Consider the following 18429-nt stretch of genomic DNA (forward strand, 5'->3'; position numbering starts at 1 on the left):
CACCACGGGCCCCGCGCCGATGATCCGTCTTTCCGAACTCAAGCTTCCCCTCGACCCCGCGCCCGAGGCGCTGCCGGCCCTGATCGCCGCCACGCTGGGCGTCGCGCCTGCCGACATCTCCACGCACTCGGTGCACAAGCGCAGCTTCGATGCGCGCAAGGCCGAGCTGCTCACCGTCTACATCGTGGACGTGGCGCTGGCCGATCCGGCCGGCGAAGCCGCGCTGCTTCAGCGCCACGCCAAGAACCCCCACATCCAGCGCGCGCCCGACATGCGCTACGTGGCGCCAGTGCGCGCGCCCGAGGGCCGGCTGCGGCCCATCGTGGTGGGCTTCGGGCCCTGCGGCATCTTCGCGGCGCTGCTGCTGGCGCAGATGGGCTTCCGGCCCATCGTGCTGGAGCGCGGCAAGGCCGTGCGCGAGCGCACGCAGGACACCTGGGACCTGTGGCGGCGCAAGAACCTGCATCCGGAGTCGAACGTGCAGTTCGGCGAGGGCGGCGCCGGCACCTTCTCCGACGGCAAGCTCTACAGCCAGATCAAGGACCCGCGCCACCTGGGCCGCAAGGTGCTCAACGAGTTCGTCAAGGCCGGGGCGCCCGAGGACATCCTGTGGGAGGCGCATCCGCACATCGGCACCTTCCGCCTGGTGAAGATGGTCGAGACCATGCGCGCCGAGATCATTGCCCTGGGCGGCGAGATCCGCTTCCAGCACCGCGTGACCGACCTGCAGGTCGAGGGCGGCCGGGTGCGCGGCGTCACCGCCATCGACCAGGCCAGCGGCCAGGTGCACGAACTGCGCGCCGACCATGTGGTGATCGCCCTGGGCCACAGCGCCCGCGACACCTTCGGCATGCTGCACACCCGTGGCGCGCCCATCGAGGCCAAGCCTTTTTCCATCGGCTTCCGCGCCGAGCATCCGCAGGGCCTGATCGACCGCGCCCGCTGGGGCCGGCATGCGGGCCATCCGGCGCTGGGCGCGGCCGAATACCGGCTGGTGCACCACGCCAACAATGGCCGCGCCGTCTACAGCTTCTGCATGTGCCCCGGTGGCACGGTGGTGGCCGCCACCAGCGAACCCGGCCGCGTGGTGACCAACGGCATGAGCCAGTATTCGCGCGCCGAACGCAATGCCAACTCGGGCATCGTGGTGGGCATCGAGCCGCGCGATTACCCGACCGACTACCAGCACTTGCCGCTGTCGCCCGAGCTGCAGGAGGCCGCACGCGGCAAGCCGCATCCGCTGGCCGGCATCGAGCTGCAGCGGCGGCTGGAGTCGCAGGCCTTCGTGCTCGGCGGCAGAGACTATTGCGCGCCGGCCCAGCTGCTGGGCGACTTCGTGGCGGGCCGGCCCTCCACCGCGCTCGGCGAGGTGGTGCCCAGCTACAAGCCGGGCGTGCTGCCCGGCGACCTGCATGCCGCCCTGCCCGGCTATGCCATCGAGGCGATGCGCGAGGCCTTCCCGGCCTTCGCGCGCAAGCTGCCCGGCTACGACCTGCACGATGCGGTGCTGACCGGCGTGGAGACGCGCACGTCCTCGCCCATCCGCATCGCCCGCGACGGCGAGACGCTGCAGTGCCCCGGCCTGGCCGGCCTGTATCCGGCCGGCGAAGGCGCGGGCTATGCGGGCGGCATCCTGTCGGCCGGCGTGGACGGCATCAAGGTGGCCGAGGCCGTGGCCCGCGCCGTCGCGGCCGAGGCCGAAGCACAGCGGGTGCCGGCATGAATGTGCGCACCGCCTTCACCCCGTGGCGCTCGCTCGCGCCGGCCATCGCCGCCATGGCGGCCGTGGTGCTGGCCTCCAACGTCCTGGTGCAGTTCCCGATCAACGACTGGCTGACCTGGGGCGCCTTCACCTACCCGGCCGCCTTCCTGGTGAGCGAGGTGGTCAACCGGCTGCATGGCCCGACCCTGGCCCGGCGCGTGGCCTGGGTCGGCTTCGCGGTGGCGGTGGCCATGTCGGCGCTGCTCGCGCCGCCGCGCATCGCCGCGGCCTCGGGGCTGGCCTTCATCGCTTCGCAGCTGCTGGACATCGGCGTCTTCCACCGCCTGCGGCGCGGACGCTGGTGGCGCGCGCCGCTGGCCGCCACGCTGCTGGCCGCCGTGCTCGACACGGCCATCTTCTGGGGCGTGGCCTTCGCGGGCACGTCCGATCCGTGGCTCAGCTGGGCCGTCGGCGATCTGGCGGTCAAGCTGGCCGTCGGCGCCGGCATGCTGCTGCCCTTCCGGCTGCTGATCGCCCGCCAGCTGGCGGGGGGCCTGCGCGCCTCCGCCTGAGTCTTTTCATCCTCTTTTTCACGCCTGCCCTGGCGCAGGCGCTTTGCGACCGATATGAGCGACCACAACGACACGCCGTTCCACGACACGCCCGCGCATGCCGCGCCTTCGAGCGCCGACGCCACGCCCACCGCCGCAGCGTCGGCCCCGGCAGCCGCTTCGAGCGCGTCCACGCCGGACAGCGGCGCTGCATCGGCATCCGCCGGCCATGCCCCTGCCGGCAACACCGACGCCGCGCCGACCGCGGACGGCACAGCAGCTGCGGGGCCGGCCCCGACCCCGGAAGCCGGCCTCACGCGCGGTGAACGCAGCGAACGCGGCGAAGAACGCGGTGAACGTGGCCAACGGCGCCGCCGCGGCGGCCGTGGCCAGGGCAACGGTGGTGCGGGCCGACCCGCCGCCGACGGCACCCAGCCCGAGCGCCAGCCGCAGGCCCAGCGCCAGAACCCGGCCAAGGGCCAGAACGCGGCTCAGCGCAACGCCGGCCGCAAGGTGCATCCGCTGCTGGAGACGCTGGCTGGCCTGTATCCCCACCTGTTCGGCGCGCGCTTCCTGCCGCTCAAGCGCGGCATCTACGAGGACCTGCTGGCCCGCCATGCCGAAGTGCTGCCGGGCGACGAGCTGAAGGTGGCGCTGGGCCAGCATGCGCGCTCCACCCGCTACCTGGACGCCATCGCCAACCGCGTCCCGCGCCACGACCTGGACGGCCAGCCGGTGGAGGAGCTGGCGCCCGACCACGTGCACCATGCCATCGTCGAACTCTTCAAGCGCCGGCAGGGCCGCACGCAGGAGGACCTGCGCCCGCAACTGGTGGCCCGCCTGGCCGACGCCATCGGCGCCAGCGGCCTGGAACGCATGGACTATGTGCAGCAGGTGCGCGTGGCGCAGCCGGATGCCCTGGCCCTGATCGACGAAGCCTTCACCGAACACGGCCGCCGACTGGCCCGGCGCGAGGCGCTGCAGCGCGCCTTCGAGGCCAGCGGCCAGCCCACGGTCGAGGCCTTCGCCGCCATGTACGGCATGGACCTGGGCGAAGCGCGGCGGGTGCTGGGCAAGCAGCCCGGCAAGGGCGCGGCCGCTGCGGCTCCCGCGGCAAGCGAGGCCTGAACCCAGGGCGCGGGGCGCCCGATCAAAGACATCGCAGACCGCACGCAACCCGGAATGCGTGGTAACTTACCACGCATGCCATCCAACTCCATCCGCGTCGAGGCGAATCTGTACGAGGCCGCGCGCGCCGAGGGCGCGGTGCAGTCGCGCTCGACCGCTCAACAGATAGAGCATTGGGCCAAGCTCGGCGCCTCGCTCGAGTCATGCGGACTCACCGTCGGTCAAGTCACCTCGCTCTTGAGAGCGTCCGGCCAGGGTACTGGGGATGCCAATCTCTGGGCCTTCAAGCGCCAGCGGCAGCAGCAAGACATTGTGGCCGCAACCGACGGCAGGGTGACGCAGGCGCAACTCAGCTGGTTCTCGGGTGGCAAGGCTCAGAGCCTCAAGCTGATCGACTCGCCCTACTGACGCCCATGGCGACCGAACCCGTTCTGCCAACCGACGAAGCGCCGCTGGACGAAGCCTCGGTCGACCTGCTCCTCTCGAACATGGGGACAGACATGATCCTGGTCGGCGGCCAGGCGCTCGGCTTCTGGATGAGCCGCTTCGGCATCGAGACCGACGGGGGCGTGGCCATCTCCAACGACGGCGACGCGCTAGGGAAAGTGACCCGCGCAAAAGAACTGGCCGATGCCATCCATGCCCGCGTCGAAATGCCCCACTCGACAAGCCGAACCGCGATCGTCGCCCAACTCCGGTTGCCGGCGCCGAATGGCAAGGAACGCAATATCGATGTGCTGCACAAGCTGTACACCGTGGAGGGTCTGAAGAAGTCGACCATCTTCACGGAGCGCGTCATCCGGAACAGCGTCGAAGTCGAGTGGCGGGCTGGCCGGCGGATTCGGGTAATGGACCCATTCGACGTCCTCGAATCAAGAGCCCAGAACGCCGTCGGCCTCATCGAGGCGAAGGGGCCACATGTCCTGACCCAGGCCCTTTGGGCAATCCAGGTGGCATCCGCCGCCTTGGTACGGCTTGCCGACGACCCGGCTTCGAAGGACCGTATCGGCCGCAGGCTTCAGGACATCTACACGTTGGCGCATAGCCAAGTGGGGCGCAGGCTCCTCAAGGAGCATCGGATCGAACTCCTCGATGCCGTCGACACGAACTTGCTGAGGCAGCGGGCACCGCAGGTTGGCCAGCAACTCGACGCGATTGATGAGGCTCGTATCAATCGCCGCAGCAAGCGGGCGTCTGTGCTCGATCCGCGCTGAAAACGGCAGTCCATCGGACCCTTGGGCGCCGCCACTGAACGACGCCCGCCCACGAAAAAGGCGCCTCGATGGAGGCGCCTTTCTCTTGGTCAGCGGCCCAGGGGCGCTCGCGCCCCGGCCCCCGCTGCATCAGCCCTGCTGCGCAGCCTGCAGCGCAGCGATGCGCTCTTCGATGGGCGGGTGCGTGGCGAACAGCTTGCCGATGCTGCCGGTGATGCCCATGGCCTCGACGGCCTTGGGCAGTTCGCCGGCGGGCAGGCCGCCCAGGCGGGCCAGGGCGTTGATCATGGGCTGCTTGCGGCCCATCAGCTTGGCGGCGCCAGCGTCGGCGCGGAACTCGCGCTGGCGCGAGAACCAGGCCACCACCATGGCGGCGGCGAAGCCCAGCACGATGTCCAGCACGATGGTCGTGACCATGTAGCCGATGCCGGGGCCGCTGTTCTCGCGGTCGTCGCCGCGGCGCAGGAAGCTGTCGACGAAGTAGCCGATCACGCGCGACAGGAACACGACGAAGGTGTTCATCACGCCCTGGATCAGCGTCATCGTCACCATGTCGCCGTTGGCCACGTGCGCCACCTCGTGGCCGATGACGGCCTCGACCTCGTCGCGCGTCATGTTCTGCAGCAGGCCAGTGGAGACGGCCACCAGCGACGAGTTCTTGAAGGCTCCGGTGGCGAAGGCATTGGGCTCGCCTTCGAAGATGCCGACCTCGGGCATGCCGATGCCGGCCTGGTCGGCGAACTTGCGCACGGTGGCGACGATCCAGGCCTCGTCGGGCGATTGGGGCTCGTTGATGATGCGCACGCCGGCGCTCATCTTGGCCATGGGCTTGGAGATCAGCAGCGAGATGATCGCGCCGCCGAAGCCCATGATGAGCGCGAAGCCGAGCAGCGCGCCGAGGTTGAGGCCGTTGGACGTCAGGTAGCGGTTGACGCCGAGCAGACTGGCGACAACGCCGAGGACGGCGACCACCAGGACGTTCGTGAGCACGAACAGGAAGATGCGTTTCAAGTCGGTTTCTCCGTGGGAGGAAGGGACGCCGTGAAGTTGGGGGCCCCCCGGCCCGCTTCAAGCATCACGGCATGCCGCACCGTTGTAAGTTGTTCTGGGTCTGCAGCGCGGCGAGGTCGGAAGACCTCCGAGTCATCATAAAAGCAAAAGTTCGTGTTCCCCGGGTGCCAGCCGGGGACGCCGGCCACGGGCAGCGGGGTGAAGGGCTTGCGCACGAGCCAGTCGGCGGCCAGCGCATCGGACAGGCGCCCGTCGTCGGCCGGCAGCGAGGGATCGTGCGGGTCCGGGCCCAGCAGCAGATGCGCCGTGGCGGACTTCTGGCCGGCGATCAGCTTCTCCATCAGCGCATGGCCGAAGACCGTGAGGCGCGCTTCAGCCCACAGGGGCCGCAGATCGACAAAGGCCCGGCGCCAGTCGCGCGCCTGCAGGGCGGCCCAAAGGGCGGGCGGTGCCTGCAGCACCGCGCCGTGCTCGTCGAACAGCGTGATGGCATCGCGCAGCCGGCCGCGCACCGGACCGATGCCGCGCGTCGCGATCTCCGCCGCCTGCAGCCGGTTCAGTTGGCGCTTGGCCTGCGGAAAGGCCAGCCAGACCAGGCCGTTGAAGAAGTCGTGCAGGTTGTCGCGCGTCGGCACGCGGCCGGTGCGGTGGATGAAGGCTTCGTAGGGCTCGTCCGGCGGCAGCGCCGACTGCGGCACGAAGGTGGGCTGCGGCGGGGCCGACACCGCCTGCAGCCCCTCGTGCACCGCCCGCATGGCGCCGGCATGCGCCGGCTCGCCCCAGCGGCGCCAGAAGGCCAGCCCGGGGTGGGCCCAGTCGATGGCCGGCAGCGGGCTCAACGGCCGGCCGCGCCCTTCCAGCGGATGCGGTCGGGCTGATGCAGCACCTGGAAGTCCGCCGGCAGCTTGTCGAAGAGCTTGATCGAACTGGCGTTCTTGCCCAGCACCCGCGCAGCGCGCAGGGCCTGGGCCACGTCGTTGAGGGCCACTTCGGCGCCGCCGCGCAGGGCGGGCACGGCACCGAGGATGGCGTCGGCATCCACCAAGGCGTCCTGGCGGCCCGAAGCCGTCTTGCGTGCGACGGCCGGCGCCTCGGCCGGTGGCGCCGCTTCGATCACGCGCTCGCCGCGGGTGCCGGCGCTGCGCGTCTTCCTGGCGGCAGGGGACGCACTCGCCTTCTTCCTGGCGGGCGCCGCCGCTGGCGCAGGGGCCAGTGCCGGTGCCGGTAACGGCTGCATTGCCGGCGCCGGTGCGGGCGCTGGCTCGGCCGCAGGCACGGCAGCGGCGCGGCGCGACGTCTTCCTGGCCGCGGGCGCCTTCTTCGCCGCCACCTTGCGTGCGGCAGGCGGACGCGCCAGCGTCGCCGCCGGGCCGGGTGCGGCCACCGCGACCGCCTCGCCCCCCTTGTGGACCAGGTCGATGAAATGGTCGTAGGCGGCCCGCGTCTCGTCGCCCGTCTTGCCTCGCTGGCCGATGCCGCAGACACGGCAGCCCTTCTCGCGCAGGCGCAGCACCAGCGGGGCGAAGTCGGAGTCGGAGGACACCAGGTACACCACCTGCGGCCGCTCGGCGATGGCGAGATCCAGCGCATCCACCGCCAGCGCGATGTCGGTGCTGTTCTTACCCGCCGCCAGGTTGACAATGGGCCGCATGCCCAGGCGCTTGAACAGGCCCTGTTGCCGCAGCGCCACCTCGGGCGTGCAGTAGGCACGCCGGACATGCAGGTGCCCATGCTCGGCCAGCACGCCACGCACCGCCTGCTCCATCACGTCGGCCGACACGTTGTCGGCGTCGACCAGCAGCATCACCTTGCCGCCGGACAGCGGCGCCGTGCTCATGCCAGCCTCCAGCCGACCGTCTCGCCACCGCGCAGCGGCTTGAGCGTGGCCTCGCCGAAGGGCACCGTCTCGGGCAGCGTCCAGGCTTCGCGGCGCAGGGTGATGGTGTCGGTGTTGCGCGGCATGCCGTAGAAGTCGGGGCCGTGGAAGCTGGCGAAGCCTTCCAGCTTGTCGAGCGCCCCGGCCTGGTCGAAGGCCTCGGCGTACAGCTCGATGGCCGACAGGGCCGTGTAGCAGCCGGCGCAGCCGGTGGCGTGCTCCTTCAGGTGCGCCGGATGCGGTGCGCTGTCGGTGCCCAGGAAGAAGCGCGGACTGCCGCTGGTGGCGGCCTGCACCAGCGCCTGGCGGTGCTCCTCGCGCTTGAGCACCGGCAGGCAGTAGTAGTGCGGCCGGATGCCGCCGGTGAAGATGGCGTTGCGGTTGTAGAGCAGGTGGTGCGCCGTGATGGTGGCGGCCGTGTGGTCGCCACCCTCGTCGCGCACATAGTGCGCGCCCTCGCGCGTGGTCAGGTGCTCGAACACGATGCGCAGCTCGGGGAAGTCGGCGCGCAGCGGGCGCAGCACGCGGTCGATGAAGACGGCCTCGCGGTCGAACAGGTCGATGGCCGGGTCGGTCACCTCCCCGTGCACCAGCAGCAGCAGGCCGTGCTTCTGCATGGCCTCGAGCGTGGCGTAGGTCTTGCGGATGTCGGTGACGCCGGCATCGCTGTTGGTGGTGGCGCCGGCCGGGTAGAGCTTGAGGGCCCGCACGCCCGCGGCGGCGGCGCGGGCGATCTCTTCGGGCGGCAGCTTGTCGGTGAGGTAGAGCGACATCACCGGCTCGAACTGCTCGCCTTCGGGCACGGCGGCCAGGATGCGGTCGCGGTAGGCCAGAGCCTGCTCGGCGGTGGTCACCGGCGGGCGCAGGTTGGGCATGATCAGCGCGCGGCCCATCTGGCGCGCGGTGTGCGGCACCACGTCGCGCAGGGCGGCGCCGTCGCGCACGTGCAGGTGCCAGTCATCGGGTCGGGTGATCGTGAGGGTGTCGGTCATGGCGCGGGATTGTCCCATCGGGCCCGGCACGGGCCTTGCCTCGCGCAGAATCGATGGTTCCTTTCCGCCTCGCCCCGATGGCCCCGCCCGCCCGACGCCCCCGCACCGTCCCCGCCGCTGCCGCACCGGCTGCCGATGCGGCCGACCCGCTCTACAACCAGTCGCTGGAGAAGGGCCTGGCGGTGCTGCGCAGCTTCGACGCCGCGCACCGCACCATGACGCTGGCCGAGATTGCCGAGCGCACCGGCATGACCCGCGCCTCGGCCCAGCGCACGGTGCACACGCTGCAGGTGCTGGGCTACGTGGGCAAGGACGGCCAGACGCGGCGCTTCCGCCTGCTGGCGCGCAGCATGGACATCGGCTTCAACTACGTGGCCAGCCATCCACTGGTGCAGGCGGCCAACCCTTACCTCGCGCAATTGGCCAGCGCCAGCGGCGAGACGGCCAGCCTCACCGAACCGCTGGACTTCGACATGCTCTATGTGGCGCAGCGCATGACCACGCAGTTCATCCCGGTGCTGACGCCGGTGGGCATGCGCATTCCCATGTACTGCACCAGCAGCGGCCGCGCCTGGATGAGCTGCCTGCCCGACGATCAGGTGCGCGCGCTGCTGCAGGGCTCCACGCGCGTGGCACGCACGCCCGCCACGCTGACCGGCATCGCCGCCATCCAGGCGCGCATCGCGGCCTGCCGCAAGCTGGGCTATGCGACCAACGACGAGGAACTGTTCCTCGGCGACATGGGCATCGCCGCACCCATCGTGGACCGGCGCGGCCGGCCGCATGGCGCCGTACACGTCTCACCGCCCACCAGCCGCTGGACGCTGGAGGCGGCGCAGAAGAAGCTGGCGCCGATGGTGATCGAGTGCGCGCGCGCCATTGCGAGCGCGCTGCCGCATTGAGGGGCTGAGGGCGAGCCGCGCCAGGGCTTCGACAGGCTCAGCCCGAACGGGTGGGGGCGATGGGGCGCGCACCGGGGCTGCGTCGCCTCGCTGCCGCTCTTCTTTCACCCGCTTCGCACCACGTCCGCCCACCACGCACCCGCCGCGGTGCGGCCATGCACCGCGACGACGAAACGTATCGACTATCGATACAAAAATAGCTATTACCGATTCACGCGGGCAGGCACGCGCTTTGCAATGCAGAGGCATCTCTCAACCTTCGAGGCCGCTCCATGCCCTGCCCCGCCCGTCCGTCCTTCCGTGTCTCCGCCCTGCGCGCCAGCGCGCTGGCTGCTGCCCTCGCCCTCGGTCTGGGCGCTGCCCATGCGCAGGAGAAGGTGCTGCGCATCGCCATGACGGCCGCCGACATCCCGCGCACCTCGGGCCAGCCCGACCAGGGCTACGAAGGCAACCGCTTCACCGGCATCCCCATGTACGACAGCCTCACGCAGTGGGACCTGAGCTCGGCTACCAAGCCCAGCGTGGTGATCCCCGACCTGGCGGTGTCGTGGGCGGTGGATGCCAAGGACAAGACCAAGTGGCTCTTCAAGCTGCGCCCCGGCGTCAAGTTCCATGACGGCACGCCCTTCAACGCCGACGCCGTCGTCTGGAACGTGGGCAAGGTGCTCGACAAGGCCGCCCCGCAGTACGACCCCGCCCAGATCGGCGTCACGGCCTCGCGCATGCCCACGCTGCGCACCGCCCGCAAGGTCGACGACCTGACGGTGGAGCTGACCACCAGCGAGCCCGATTCCTTCCTGCCGATCAACCTCACCAACCTGTTCATGGCCTCGCCGGCCCATTGGCAGAAGAAGTTCGACGCCGTGCCGGCCAGCGTGACCGACAAGGCCGAGCGCGCCAAGCAGGCCTGGACCGCGTTTGCTGCCGATCCGTCTGGCACCGGCCCGTTCAAGGCCTCCAAGTTCGTGCCGCGCGAACGTCTGGAGATGGTGAAGAACCCCGATTACTGGGACGCCGCCCGCCGCCCGCAGATCGACCGCGTGGTGCTGCTGCCGCTGCCCGAGGCCAACTCGCGCACCGCCGCCCTGCTGTCGGGCCAGGTGGACTGGATCGAGGCGCCCGCGCCCGATGCGCTGGCCACCATCAAGCAGCGCGGCTTCAAGGTGTATTCCAACCTGCAGCCGCACCTGTGGCCCTGGCAGTTCTCGCTGCTGCCCGATTCGCCCTTCAAGGACCTCAAGGTGCGCCAGGCCGCCAACCTGTGCCTCAACCGCGCGGCCCTCAAGGAGCTGCTGGGCGGCATGATGGTCGAGGCCACCGGCATCGCCGAGCCGGGCGACCCGTGGCGCGGCCACCCCACCTTCCAGATCAAGTACGACGTGGCCGCCGGCCAGAAGCTGATGCAGCAGGCCGGCTACTCGGCCGCCAAGCCGGCGAAGGTGAAGGTGCAGACCTCGGCCTCCGGCTCGGGCCAGATGCAGCCGCTGCCCATGAACGAGTTCATCCAGCAGAGCCTGAAGGACTGCTACTTCGACGTGGACTTCGACGTGGTGGAGTGGAACACCCTGTTCTCCGGCTGGCGCCTGGGCGCCAAGGATCCGGGCGCGCACGGCGCCCATGCCACCAACGTGAGCGCCGCCACCATGGACCCCTTCTTCGCCATGGTGCGCTTCGTCAGCACCAAGGCCCAGCCGCCGGTGGCACAGAACTGGGGCTACTACAGCGACCCCAAGACCGACGCCCTGGTCGAGAAGGCCCGCACCAGCTTCGACGACAAGTCGCGCGACGCCGCCCTGGCCGAGCTGCATGCCCGCGTGGTGGACGAGGCGCCCTTCCTCTTCGTCGCGCACGACGTGGGCCCGCGTGCCCTCTCGCCCAAGGTGCAGAACGTGGTGCAACCCAAGAGCTGGTTCATCGACATCGCCACGATGAAGATGCAGTGACGGCCTGCCGCCGCTTCACCGAGACGGCCTGAACGACCCCGCCATGCTCGCCTACCTGCTCCGACGCATCCTCTACACCGTGCCCATCATGCTGGGCGTGACGCTGGTGTGCTTTGCCCTGGTGCACATCGCGCCGGGCGATCCGCTGGTGTCAGTGCTGCCGGCCGATGCCTCGGCCGAGCTGCAGGCGCAGCTGCGCACGGTCTATGGCTTCGACCGGCCGCTGCCGGAGCAGTTCGTGCGCTGGGTCTGGCGGGCGCTGCATGGCGACCTCGGCATGTCGATCGCCACCAGCCGGCCGGTGGCAGGCGAAGTGATGCGCGCCGTGGTCAACACGCTGCGGCTGGCGGTGCTGGCCACGGCGATCGGCTTCCTGCTCGGTTCGCTGTTCGGCTTCGTGGCGGGCTACTTCCGCAACTCCGTCATCGACCGCCTGGCCTCGCTGCTGTCGGTGCTGGGCGTGAGCACGCCGCACTACTGGCTGGGCATGGTGATGGTCATCGTGTTCTCGTCGCAGCTGATGTGGCTGCCAGCCACCGGTGCCGGCCCGGGCGGCTCCGGCGAATGGGCCTGGGACTGGGCCCACGTGCAGTTCATGCTGCTGCCGGCACTGACCATGTCGGTCATTCCCATGGGCATCATCGCGCGCACGGTGCGGGCGCTGGTGGCCGAGCTGCTGGCGCAGGAATTCATCGTCGGCCTCAAGGCCAAGGGGCTGACGCAGTTCGGCGTCTTTCGCCACGTGGTCAAGAACGCGGCGCCCACGGCCCTGGCGGTGATGGGTCTGCAGCTGGGCTACCTGCTGGGCGGCTCGATCCTGATCGAGACGGTGTTCTCCTGGCCCGGCACGGGCTTCCTGCTCAACACCGCCATCTTCCAGCGCGACCTGCCGCTGCTGCAGGGCACGATCCTGGTGCTGGCGCTGTTCTTCGTGCTGCTCAACCTGGCGGTGGACGTGCTGCAGACGCTGCTCGACCCGCGCATCGCCCGGAGCTGAACCGATGTCTGCCGTTCTTTCATCTCCCGCCGATGTTCAGCCGCTGCCGGCGCAGCGCACGCGCGGCTACTGGGCCTCGGTGGGTGCGCGCTTCGTGCGCGACCCGGTGGCCATGGCCGCCGCCCTCGTGGTGCTGCTGCTGGTGCTGATGGCCCTCCTCGGCCCCTGGCTCGCGCCAGCCGATCCGTACCAGTCCTCCATGTTCAAGCGCCTCAAGCCGGTAGGCACGCCCGGCCTGCCGCTGGGCAGCGACGAGCTGGGCCGCGACCTGCTGTCGCGCCTGATCGTGGGCGCGCGGCTGTCGCTGTTCATGGGCATCGCGCCGGTGCTGTGCGCCTTCGTGGTCGGCTCGGGCATCGGCATCCTGGCGGGCTATGCGGGCGGGCTGGTCAACACGGCCATCATGCGCACCATCGACGTGTTCTATGCCTTCCCGTCGGTGCTGCTGGCCATCGCGCTGTCGGGCACGCTGGGCGCGGGCATCACCAATTCGCTGATCTCGCTGACCATCGTGTTCATCCCGCAGATCGCGCGCGTGGCCGAGGCCGTGACCACGCAGGTGCGCGGGCGCGACTACGTGGAGGCGGCGCGCGCCTCGGGTGCCAGCGGCTTCACCATCGTGCGGGTGCATGTGCTGGGCAATGTGCTCGGGCCCATCTTCGTGTACGCCACCAGCTTGGTGGCGGTGTCGATGATCCTGGCCTCGGGCCTCTCCTTCCTGGGCCTGGGCGTGAAGCCGCCGGAGCCGGAATGGGGCTTGATGCTCAACACGCTGCGCACCGCGATCTATACGCAACCGCTGGTGGCGGCGCTGCCGGGCGTGATGATCTTCATCACCTCCATCGCCTTCAACCTGCTCTCGGACGGTTTGCGTTCGGCGATGGACAACAAAACATGAGAGGGCTCCCCCCATGCCGCTTCGCGGCTCCCCCCTCTCTCGCGCCTTTGGCTTGGAGGGGGGCGCACCCAGAGGCCTGGCGAAGCCAGTTCCTCGGGTGCCCTGGCATGGCTCGCTCCGCGGCCTTTCGAACAGCGCAAGGACGCCGGCTTCGGACGAAGCGGGGCCGCTATAGCTCCGGTGAAAGCTGATATGACCACGATGGATATTGCCGACGTGGGTGGCCCGGCGCAGCCGCTGCTCACCATCCGCGGGCTGCAGAAGCACTTCCCGCTCAAGAAGGACCTCCTGGGCCGCGCCGGTGGCGTGGTGCGCGCGGTGGACGGCGTGGACTTCGAGGTGCTCAAGGGCGAGACGCTGGGCGTGGTGGGCGAATCCGGCTGCGGCAAGAGCACCACGGCCCGGCTGCTGATGCACCTGATCGCGCCGACGGCCGGCGAGGTGGTGTTCGACGGCCGCGTGGTCGGTTCGCGCGACCTGCCGCTCAAGCACTTCCGGCGCCAGGTGCAGATGGTGTTCCAGGACAGCTATGCCTCGCTCAACCCGCGGCTGACCATCGAGGACTCCATCGCCTTCGGCCCGCAGGTGCACGGCGTGCGTCGGCGCGAGGCGGTGGAACGCGCCCGCGACCTGCTCGCCCGCGTGGGGCTGGAGCCCTCGCGCTTCGCCGAGCGCTGGCCGCACGAGCTGTCGGGCGGGCAGCGCCAGCGGGTCAACATCGCCCGCGCGCTGGCGCTGCAGCCGCGGCTGGTGATCCTGGACGAGGCCGTCTCGGCGCTGGACAAGTCGGTGGAGGCGCAGGTCATCAACCTGCTGCAGCAGCTCAAGGCCGAGTTCGGCCTGACCTATGTCTTCATCAGCCACGACCTGCACGTGGTGCGCTACATGAGCGACCGCGTGATGGTGATGTACCTGGGCCAGGTGGCCGAGGTCGGCCCGGCCGATGCGCTCTACGACGAGCCGGCGCACCCCTACACGCAGGCGCTGCTGTCGTCCATGCCGTCCATGGACCCGGACCGCCGCACCGAAGAGGCGCCGCTGGCCGGCGACCCGCCCAATCCCATCGATCCGCCCTCGGGCTGCCGCTTCCATCCGCGCTGCGCCCATGCCGCGCCCGTGTGCAGCCAGCGTGCGCCGGTGCTGCTGCCGGTGGCGCCGCTGCGCGTGGCGCGCTGCCTGGTGCACGAGGCCGGCAGCGGCCATCCGCAGGCGCCCGCTTTGGCCGCATGACCCCATGACATCCATGAACGACCTGCCCGATGCCCAGGCGCCGCTCGTGCGCGTGCACGACCTGACCGTCACCTTCACCGGCGGCCGCAAACCGGTGCAGGCCGTCAGCGGCGTGAGCCTGGAGGTGCGCCGCGGCGAGGTGGTGGCGCTGATCGGCGAATCGGGCTCGGGCAAGAGCGTCACGCTGCGCACGCTGCTGCGGCTGCATCCCGAGCGGCGCACGCACATCGGCGGGCAGGTGCAGGTGGCGGGGCGCGACGTGCTCGCCATGTCCGGCCGCGCGCTGTCGGCCTACCGCGGCAAGGTGGCGTCGATGATCTTCCAGGAGCCGCTGCTGGCGCTGGACCCGGTCTACCCCGTCGGCGCGCAGATCGTCGAGTCGCTGCGCCGCCATGAAGGCCTGGACAAGGCGGCCGCCCATGCCCGCGCGCTGGCCCTGTTCGAGCGGGTGCGCATTCCGAGCCCGGAGCGCCGTCTGGCGGCCTATCCGCACGAGATGTCCGGCGGCATGCGCCAGCGCGCCATGATCGCGCTGGCCCTGGCCTGCAACCCGCAACTGCTGCTGGCCGACGAGCCCACCACCGCGCTCGACGCCACGGTGCAGATCCAGATCCTGCTGCTGCTGCGCGAGCTGCAGCGCGACCTGGGCCTGGCCACCATCTTCGTCACGCACGACATCGGCGCCGCGGTGGAGGTGGCCGACCGCATCGCCGTCATGTATGCCGGCCGCATCGTCGAGGAAGGCTCGGCGCGCGAGCTGATCCACCGGCCGCGTCACCCGTACACGATCGCCCTGCTGCGCAGCCGCGCGCACGGCGCCATGGACCGCGGCGTGCCGCTGGGCACCATCGCCGGCGCGCCGCCGGATCTGGCCGCGCTGCCGCCGGGCTGCGCCTTCGCGCCCCGCTGCACGCTGGCCGCCGAGGCCTGCCTGGAAGGGCAGCCGCGCGTCGTCCAGTTCGACCCCGGCCACCGCGCCCGCTGCAACCGCACCGACGAGACCGCCGGCCTGGCGCCCGCCCTTGCCTGACCACGCTCAAGACCCATGCCCCTGCACGACCCCGCCCACGCCTTCGTCCCGTACCCCGACCCGCCGGTGGCGCATGCGGCCACCGGGCCGCTTTCGGGGCTGACCTTCGGCGTGAAGGACCTGTTCGACGTCGCGGGCTATCCCACCGGCGGCGGCAGCCCCATCGTGCTGGCCATGTCGGGAATCAAGACCCGCACCGCGCCCACGGTGCAGAAACTGCTCGACGCCGGCGCCGTGTTCGCCGGCAAGACGGTGACCGACGAACTCGCCTTCTCGATGAACGGCGACAACGCCCACTTCGGCGCGCCGGTCAACGGCGCGGTGCCGGGACGCATCAGCGGCGGCTCGTCCTCGGGCTCGGCCTCGGCCGTGTCGGGCCGCCTGTGCGACTTCGCGCTGGGCACCGACACCGGCGGCTCGGTGCGCGCGCCCGCCAACCACTGCGGGCTCTACGGCTTGCGGCCCACCCATGGCCGCGTGAGCCTGGAAGGCGCACTGGATCTCGCCCCGAGCCTGGACACCTGCGGCTGGTTCGCCCGCGACATCGGCACCTTCGCCCGGGTGGCCGACGTGCTGCTCGGTGCCGACCCGGCGCAGCTGCCCACGGCGCCCCGCCTGCTGCGGCCCACCGACCTGTGGGCGCTCGCCACGCCCGAAGCGGCCGACGCCCTGCAACCCGCGCTGGCGCAGGTGGAGGCCGCCTTCGGCACGGCCACACCCGTCGAAGCGGCACTGGAGGGCTTCGACGCGCTGTACTGGCACTTCCGCCACATCCAGGGCCGCGAGGCCTGGATGACCGACGGGCCGCTGATCGAGCGCTTCGCGCCGCCGCTGGGGCCGGGCGTGAAGGAGCGCTTCGCCTTCTCGCGCGGCGTGACCGATGCGCAGGTGGCCGAGGCGCAGGCCTTCCGCACCCGCTTCGGCGCCCACCTGGCCGCGCTCCTGGGCCACGACGGCGTGCTGGTGATGCCCACCATGCCCGACATCGCGCCGCTGCGCAGCGACCCGGAATCGGCGCTGGAGGACTACCGCAACCGGTCCATCCGCCTGCTGTGCCTGGCCGGACTCGCGGGCTTTCCGCAGCTGTCGCTGCCGCTCGCGCGCCGCGACGATGCACCGCTGGGCCTGTCGCTGCTGGGCCCCGCGGGCAGCGACCGCAGCCTCATCGCGCTGGCCGAACGGCTGGCGGCCCACTGAACCGACACCCCGCACGACCATGACCACCGCCACCCCCCACCGCCCGCTCGCCATCGACGGCGAACGCCTCTGGCAATCGCTGATGACGCTGGCGCGCATCGGCGCCACCGACAAGGGCGGCGTCTGCCGCCTGGCCTTGACCGACCTGGACCGCCAGGGCCGGCAGCTCTTCCTGCGCTGGGCGCAGGAGCTGGGCTGCAGCGTGCGCGTCGATGCCATCGGCAACCTCTTCGTGCGCCGCGAAGGCAGCGATCCCACGCGCCCCGCCGTGGCCACCGGCAGCCACATCGACACGCAGCCCACCGGCGGCAAGTTCGACGGCAACTACGGCGTGCTGGCGGGCCTGGAGGTGCTGCGCACGCTCCAGGATGCCGGCATCCGCACCGTCGCGCCGCTGGAGGTCTGCGTCTGGACCAACGAGGAAGGCTCGCGCTTCGTGCCCGTGATGATGGGCTCGGGCGTGTATGCCGATGCCTTCACGCTCGACCATGCGCTGGCCGCGCGGGACCGCGACGGCATCTCGGTGGCCGATGCGCTGGCCGCCACCGGCTTTGCCGGCAGCGAGCCCGCGGCCGTGAGTGCCGGCGCGCCGCGCTTCGGTGCCTACTTCGAGGCGCACATCGAGCAGGGCCCGGTGCTCGAAGACGCGGACCTGCCGCTGGGCGTGGTCACCGGCGCGCTGGGCCAGCGCTGGTACGACGTGATCGTGACCGGCCAGGAGGCCCATGCCGGCCCCACGCCCATGCGCCTGCGCCGCGACGCGCTGCAGGCCGCCACCGGCCTGATGCAGGAGGTGGTCGCCATCGCCATGGACGAGCAGCCGCACGGCCGCGGCACCGTGGGCTATGTACAGGTGCATCCCAACTCGCGCAACGTCATCCCGGGCCGCGTCACCTTCACCGTGGACCTGCGCCATGGCGACGACGAGGGCCTCGCCCGCATGGACGCCCGCCTGCGCGCCGCCTGCGCCGCGCTGCAGGCCGAGGGGCGTGTCAGCGTGTCGGCGGAGCAGACCGTGTACTTCCCGCCGGTGCAGTTCACGGCCGAGCTGGTGGCCGCCGTGCGCGACGGCGCCGAACGCGCCGGCCTGCCGCACCAGGACATCGTCAGCGGCGCCGGCCACGACGCGGTCTATGTCGCGCGCGTGGCGCCGGCCGCGATGATCTTCGTCCCCTGCAAGGACGGCATTTCGCACAACGAGATCGAGGATGCGAACCCCGAGCACTTGGCGGCCGGCTGCAATGTGCTGCTGCATGCCATGCTGGCGCAGGCGGGCATAGAAGGCGTCACACCTCCAGCAGCATCTTCACCCGCGCCTGCACCCGCCCCTCGCGCACCTGCAGCTCGGCCGCCGACACCGGCAGCTTGAAGCGCCGCGGCCCGGCGCTGCCCGGGTTCACGTAGAGCACGGAGCCACGCATCTCCACATGCGGCTTGTGCGAATGGCCCGTGACCACCACCTGCGTGCCGAGGGCCGGCGGCTCGGCCACCAGGTCGGCGATGTCGTGCACCACGCACAGCCGCACGCCGTGCAGCTCGCAGTCCAGCCGCTTGGGCAGCGCCTCGGCCCAGGGGCCGATGTCGTTGTTGCCGCGTACGGCCAGCGTGGGCGCGATGGCGTCCAGCGTCTGCAGCACCTCGGCGCCACAGATGTCGCCGGCATGCACGATGGCGTCGCTGCCGTGCAGCCATTCGAGGGCCTCGGGGCGCAGCAGGTTGTGGGTGTCGGAGATGAGGGCGATGCGGGGCATGGCCCGA

The 18429-nt window shown here is 71.0% G+C and carries 18 protein-coding genes; 13 read left to right on the forward strand and 5 right to left on the reverse strand.

Annotated features, from left to right (window positions below; all coding sequences use genetic code 11):
• Window positions 1-19: 19 nt before the first annotated feature.
• The 5 genes from L0984_RS06945 (at window position 20) to L0984_RS06965 (ending at window position 4595) form a co-directional block, all read left to right on the forward strand.
• Entirely contained in the window at window positions 20-1723 is a 1704-nt protein-coding gene (locus L0984_RS06945; protein ID WP_234193016.1) for an NAD(P)/FAD-dependent oxidoreductase, read from the forward strand.
• Complete coding sequence (locus L0984_RS06950) at window positions 1720-2274, forward strand: VUT family protein (RefSeq protein ID WP_370645907.1); 555 nt, start codon at window positions 1720-1722, stop codon at window positions 2272-2274. The genes L0984_RS06945 and L0984_RS06950 overlap by 4 nt, the downstream gene beginning before the upstream one ends.
• 54 nt (window positions 2275-2328) lie before the next feature.
• Window positions 2329-3381 carry a ProQ/FINO family protein gene (locus tag L0984_RS06955; RefSeq protein ID WP_234193017.1) on the forward strand — a complete coding sequence of 351 codons (1053 nt, stop codon included), beginning with the start codon at window positions 2329-2331 and terminating at the stop codon, window positions 3379-3381.
• Window positions 3382-3456: 75 nt separating this feature from the next.
• Window positions 3457-3789 carry a ParD-like family protein gene (locus tag L0984_RS06960; protein WP_234193018.1) on the forward strand — a complete coding sequence of 111 codons (333 nt, stop codon included), beginning with the start codon at window positions 3457-3459 and terminating at the stop codon, window positions 3787-3789.
• 5 nt (window positions 3790-3794) lie between these two features.
• Window positions 3795-4595, forward strand: a complete 801-nt coding sequence (locus L0984_RS06965) for a hypothetical protein (protein WP_234193019.1) — start codon at window positions 3795-3797, stop codon at window positions 4593-4595.
• A gap of 129 nt (window positions 4596-4724) precedes the next feature.
• Here the strand turns inward: L0984_RS06965 and htpX are convergent, their stop codons facing one another.
• The 4 genes from htpX to pyrC are packed head-to-tail and all read right to left on the reverse strand — an operon-like array spanning window position 4725 to window position 8474.
• Complete coding sequence (gene htpX, locus L0984_RS06970; RefSeq protein WP_017761873.1) at window positions 4725-5606, reverse strand: protease HtpX; 882 nt, start codon at window positions 5604-5606, stop codon at window positions 4725-4727.
• Window positions 5603-6445 carry a DUF3025 domain-containing protein gene (locus L0984_RS06975; RefSeq protein WP_234193020.1) on the reverse strand — a complete coding sequence of 281 codons (843 nt, stop codon included), beginning with the start codon at window positions 6443-6445 and terminating at the stop codon, window positions 5603-5605. The genes htpX and L0984_RS06975 overlap by 4 nt, the downstream gene beginning before the upstream one ends.
• Window positions 6442-7443, reverse strand: coding sequence for an NYN domain-containing protein (locus L0984_RS06980; RefSeq protein WP_234193021.1), 1002 nt, complete (start codon window positions 7441-7443; stop codon window positions 6442-6444). Before L0984_RS06980 ends, L0984_RS06975 begins: the two co-directional genes overlap by 4 nt.
• Entirely contained in the window at window positions 7440-8474 is a 1035-nt protein-coding gene (pyrC, locus tag L0984_RS06985; protein WP_234193022.1) for a dihydroorotase, read from the reverse strand. The genes L0984_RS06980 and pyrC overlap by 4 nt, the downstream gene beginning before the upstream one ends.
• Window positions 8475-8551: 77 nt before the next feature.
• On the opposite strand from pyrC, the gene L0984_RS06990 reads away from it, so the two are divergent.
• The 8 genes from L0984_RS06990 (at window position 8552) to L0984_RS07025 (ending at window position 18040) form a co-directional block, all read left to right on the forward strand.
• Entirely contained in the window at window positions 8552-9376 is an 825-nt protein-coding gene (locus tag L0984_RS06990; protein WP_234193023.1) for an IclR family transcriptional regulator, read from the forward strand.
• 272 nt (window positions 9377-9648) lie between these two features.
• Entirely contained in the window at window positions 9649-11319 is a 1671-nt protein-coding gene (locus L0984_RS06995; protein WP_234193024.1) for an ABC transporter substrate-binding protein, read from the forward strand.
• A 43-nt stretch (window positions 11320-11362) separates the two neighbouring features.
• Window positions 11363-12316, forward strand: coding sequence for an ABC transporter permease (locus L0984_RS07000; RefSeq protein WP_234193025.1), 954 nt, complete (start codon window positions 11363-11365; stop codon window positions 12314-12316).
• A 4-nt stretch (window positions 12317-12320) separates the two neighbouring features.
• Entirely contained in the window at window positions 12321-13214 is an 894-nt protein-coding gene (locus tag L0984_RS07005) for an ABC transporter permease (RefSeq protein WP_234193026.1), read from the forward strand.
• 201 nt (window positions 13215-13415) lie between these two features.
• Window positions 13416-14444 carry an ABC transporter ATP-binding protein gene (locus tag L0984_RS07010; protein ID WP_234193027.1) on the forward strand — a complete coding sequence of 343 codons (1029 nt, stop codon included), beginning with the start codon at window positions 13416-13418 and terminating at the stop codon, window positions 14442-14444.
• A 13-nt stretch (window positions 14445-14457) separates the two neighbouring features.
• Entirely contained in the window at window positions 14458-15474 is a 1017-nt protein-coding gene (locus tag L0984_RS07015; RefSeq protein WP_234193028.1) for an ABC transporter ATP-binding protein, read from the forward strand.
• 15 nt (window positions 15475-15489) lie between these two features.
• Window positions 15490-16671 carry an amidase gene (locus L0984_RS07020; RefSeq protein ID WP_234193029.1) on the forward strand — a complete coding sequence of 394 codons (1182 nt, stop codon included), beginning with the start codon at window positions 15490-15492 and terminating at the stop codon, window positions 16669-16671.
• Between the two features lie 19 nt (window positions 16672-16690).
• On the forward strand, window positions 16691-18040 hold the full coding sequence (locus L0984_RS07025; RefSeq protein ID WP_234193030.1) for a Zn-dependent hydrolase: 1350 nt from the start codon (window positions 16691-16693) through the stop codon (window positions 18038-18040).
• Here the strand turns inward: L0984_RS07025 and L0984_RS07030 are convergent.
• On the reverse strand, window positions 17958-18422 hold the full coding sequence (locus L0984_RS07030) for a metallophosphoesterase family protein (RefSeq protein ID WP_234193031.1): 465 nt from the start codon (window positions 18420-18422) through the stop codon (window positions 17958-17960). The two genes, L0984_RS07025 and L0984_RS07030, sit on opposite strands and share 83 nt — an antisense overlap.
• Window positions 18423-18429: the final 7 nt, after the last annotated feature.

This window comes from Pseudacidovorax sp. NFM-22, from assembly GCF_021401245.1.
GTDB lineage: Bacteria > Pseudomonadota > Gammaproteobacteria > Burkholderiales > Burkholderiaceae_C > Xenophilus.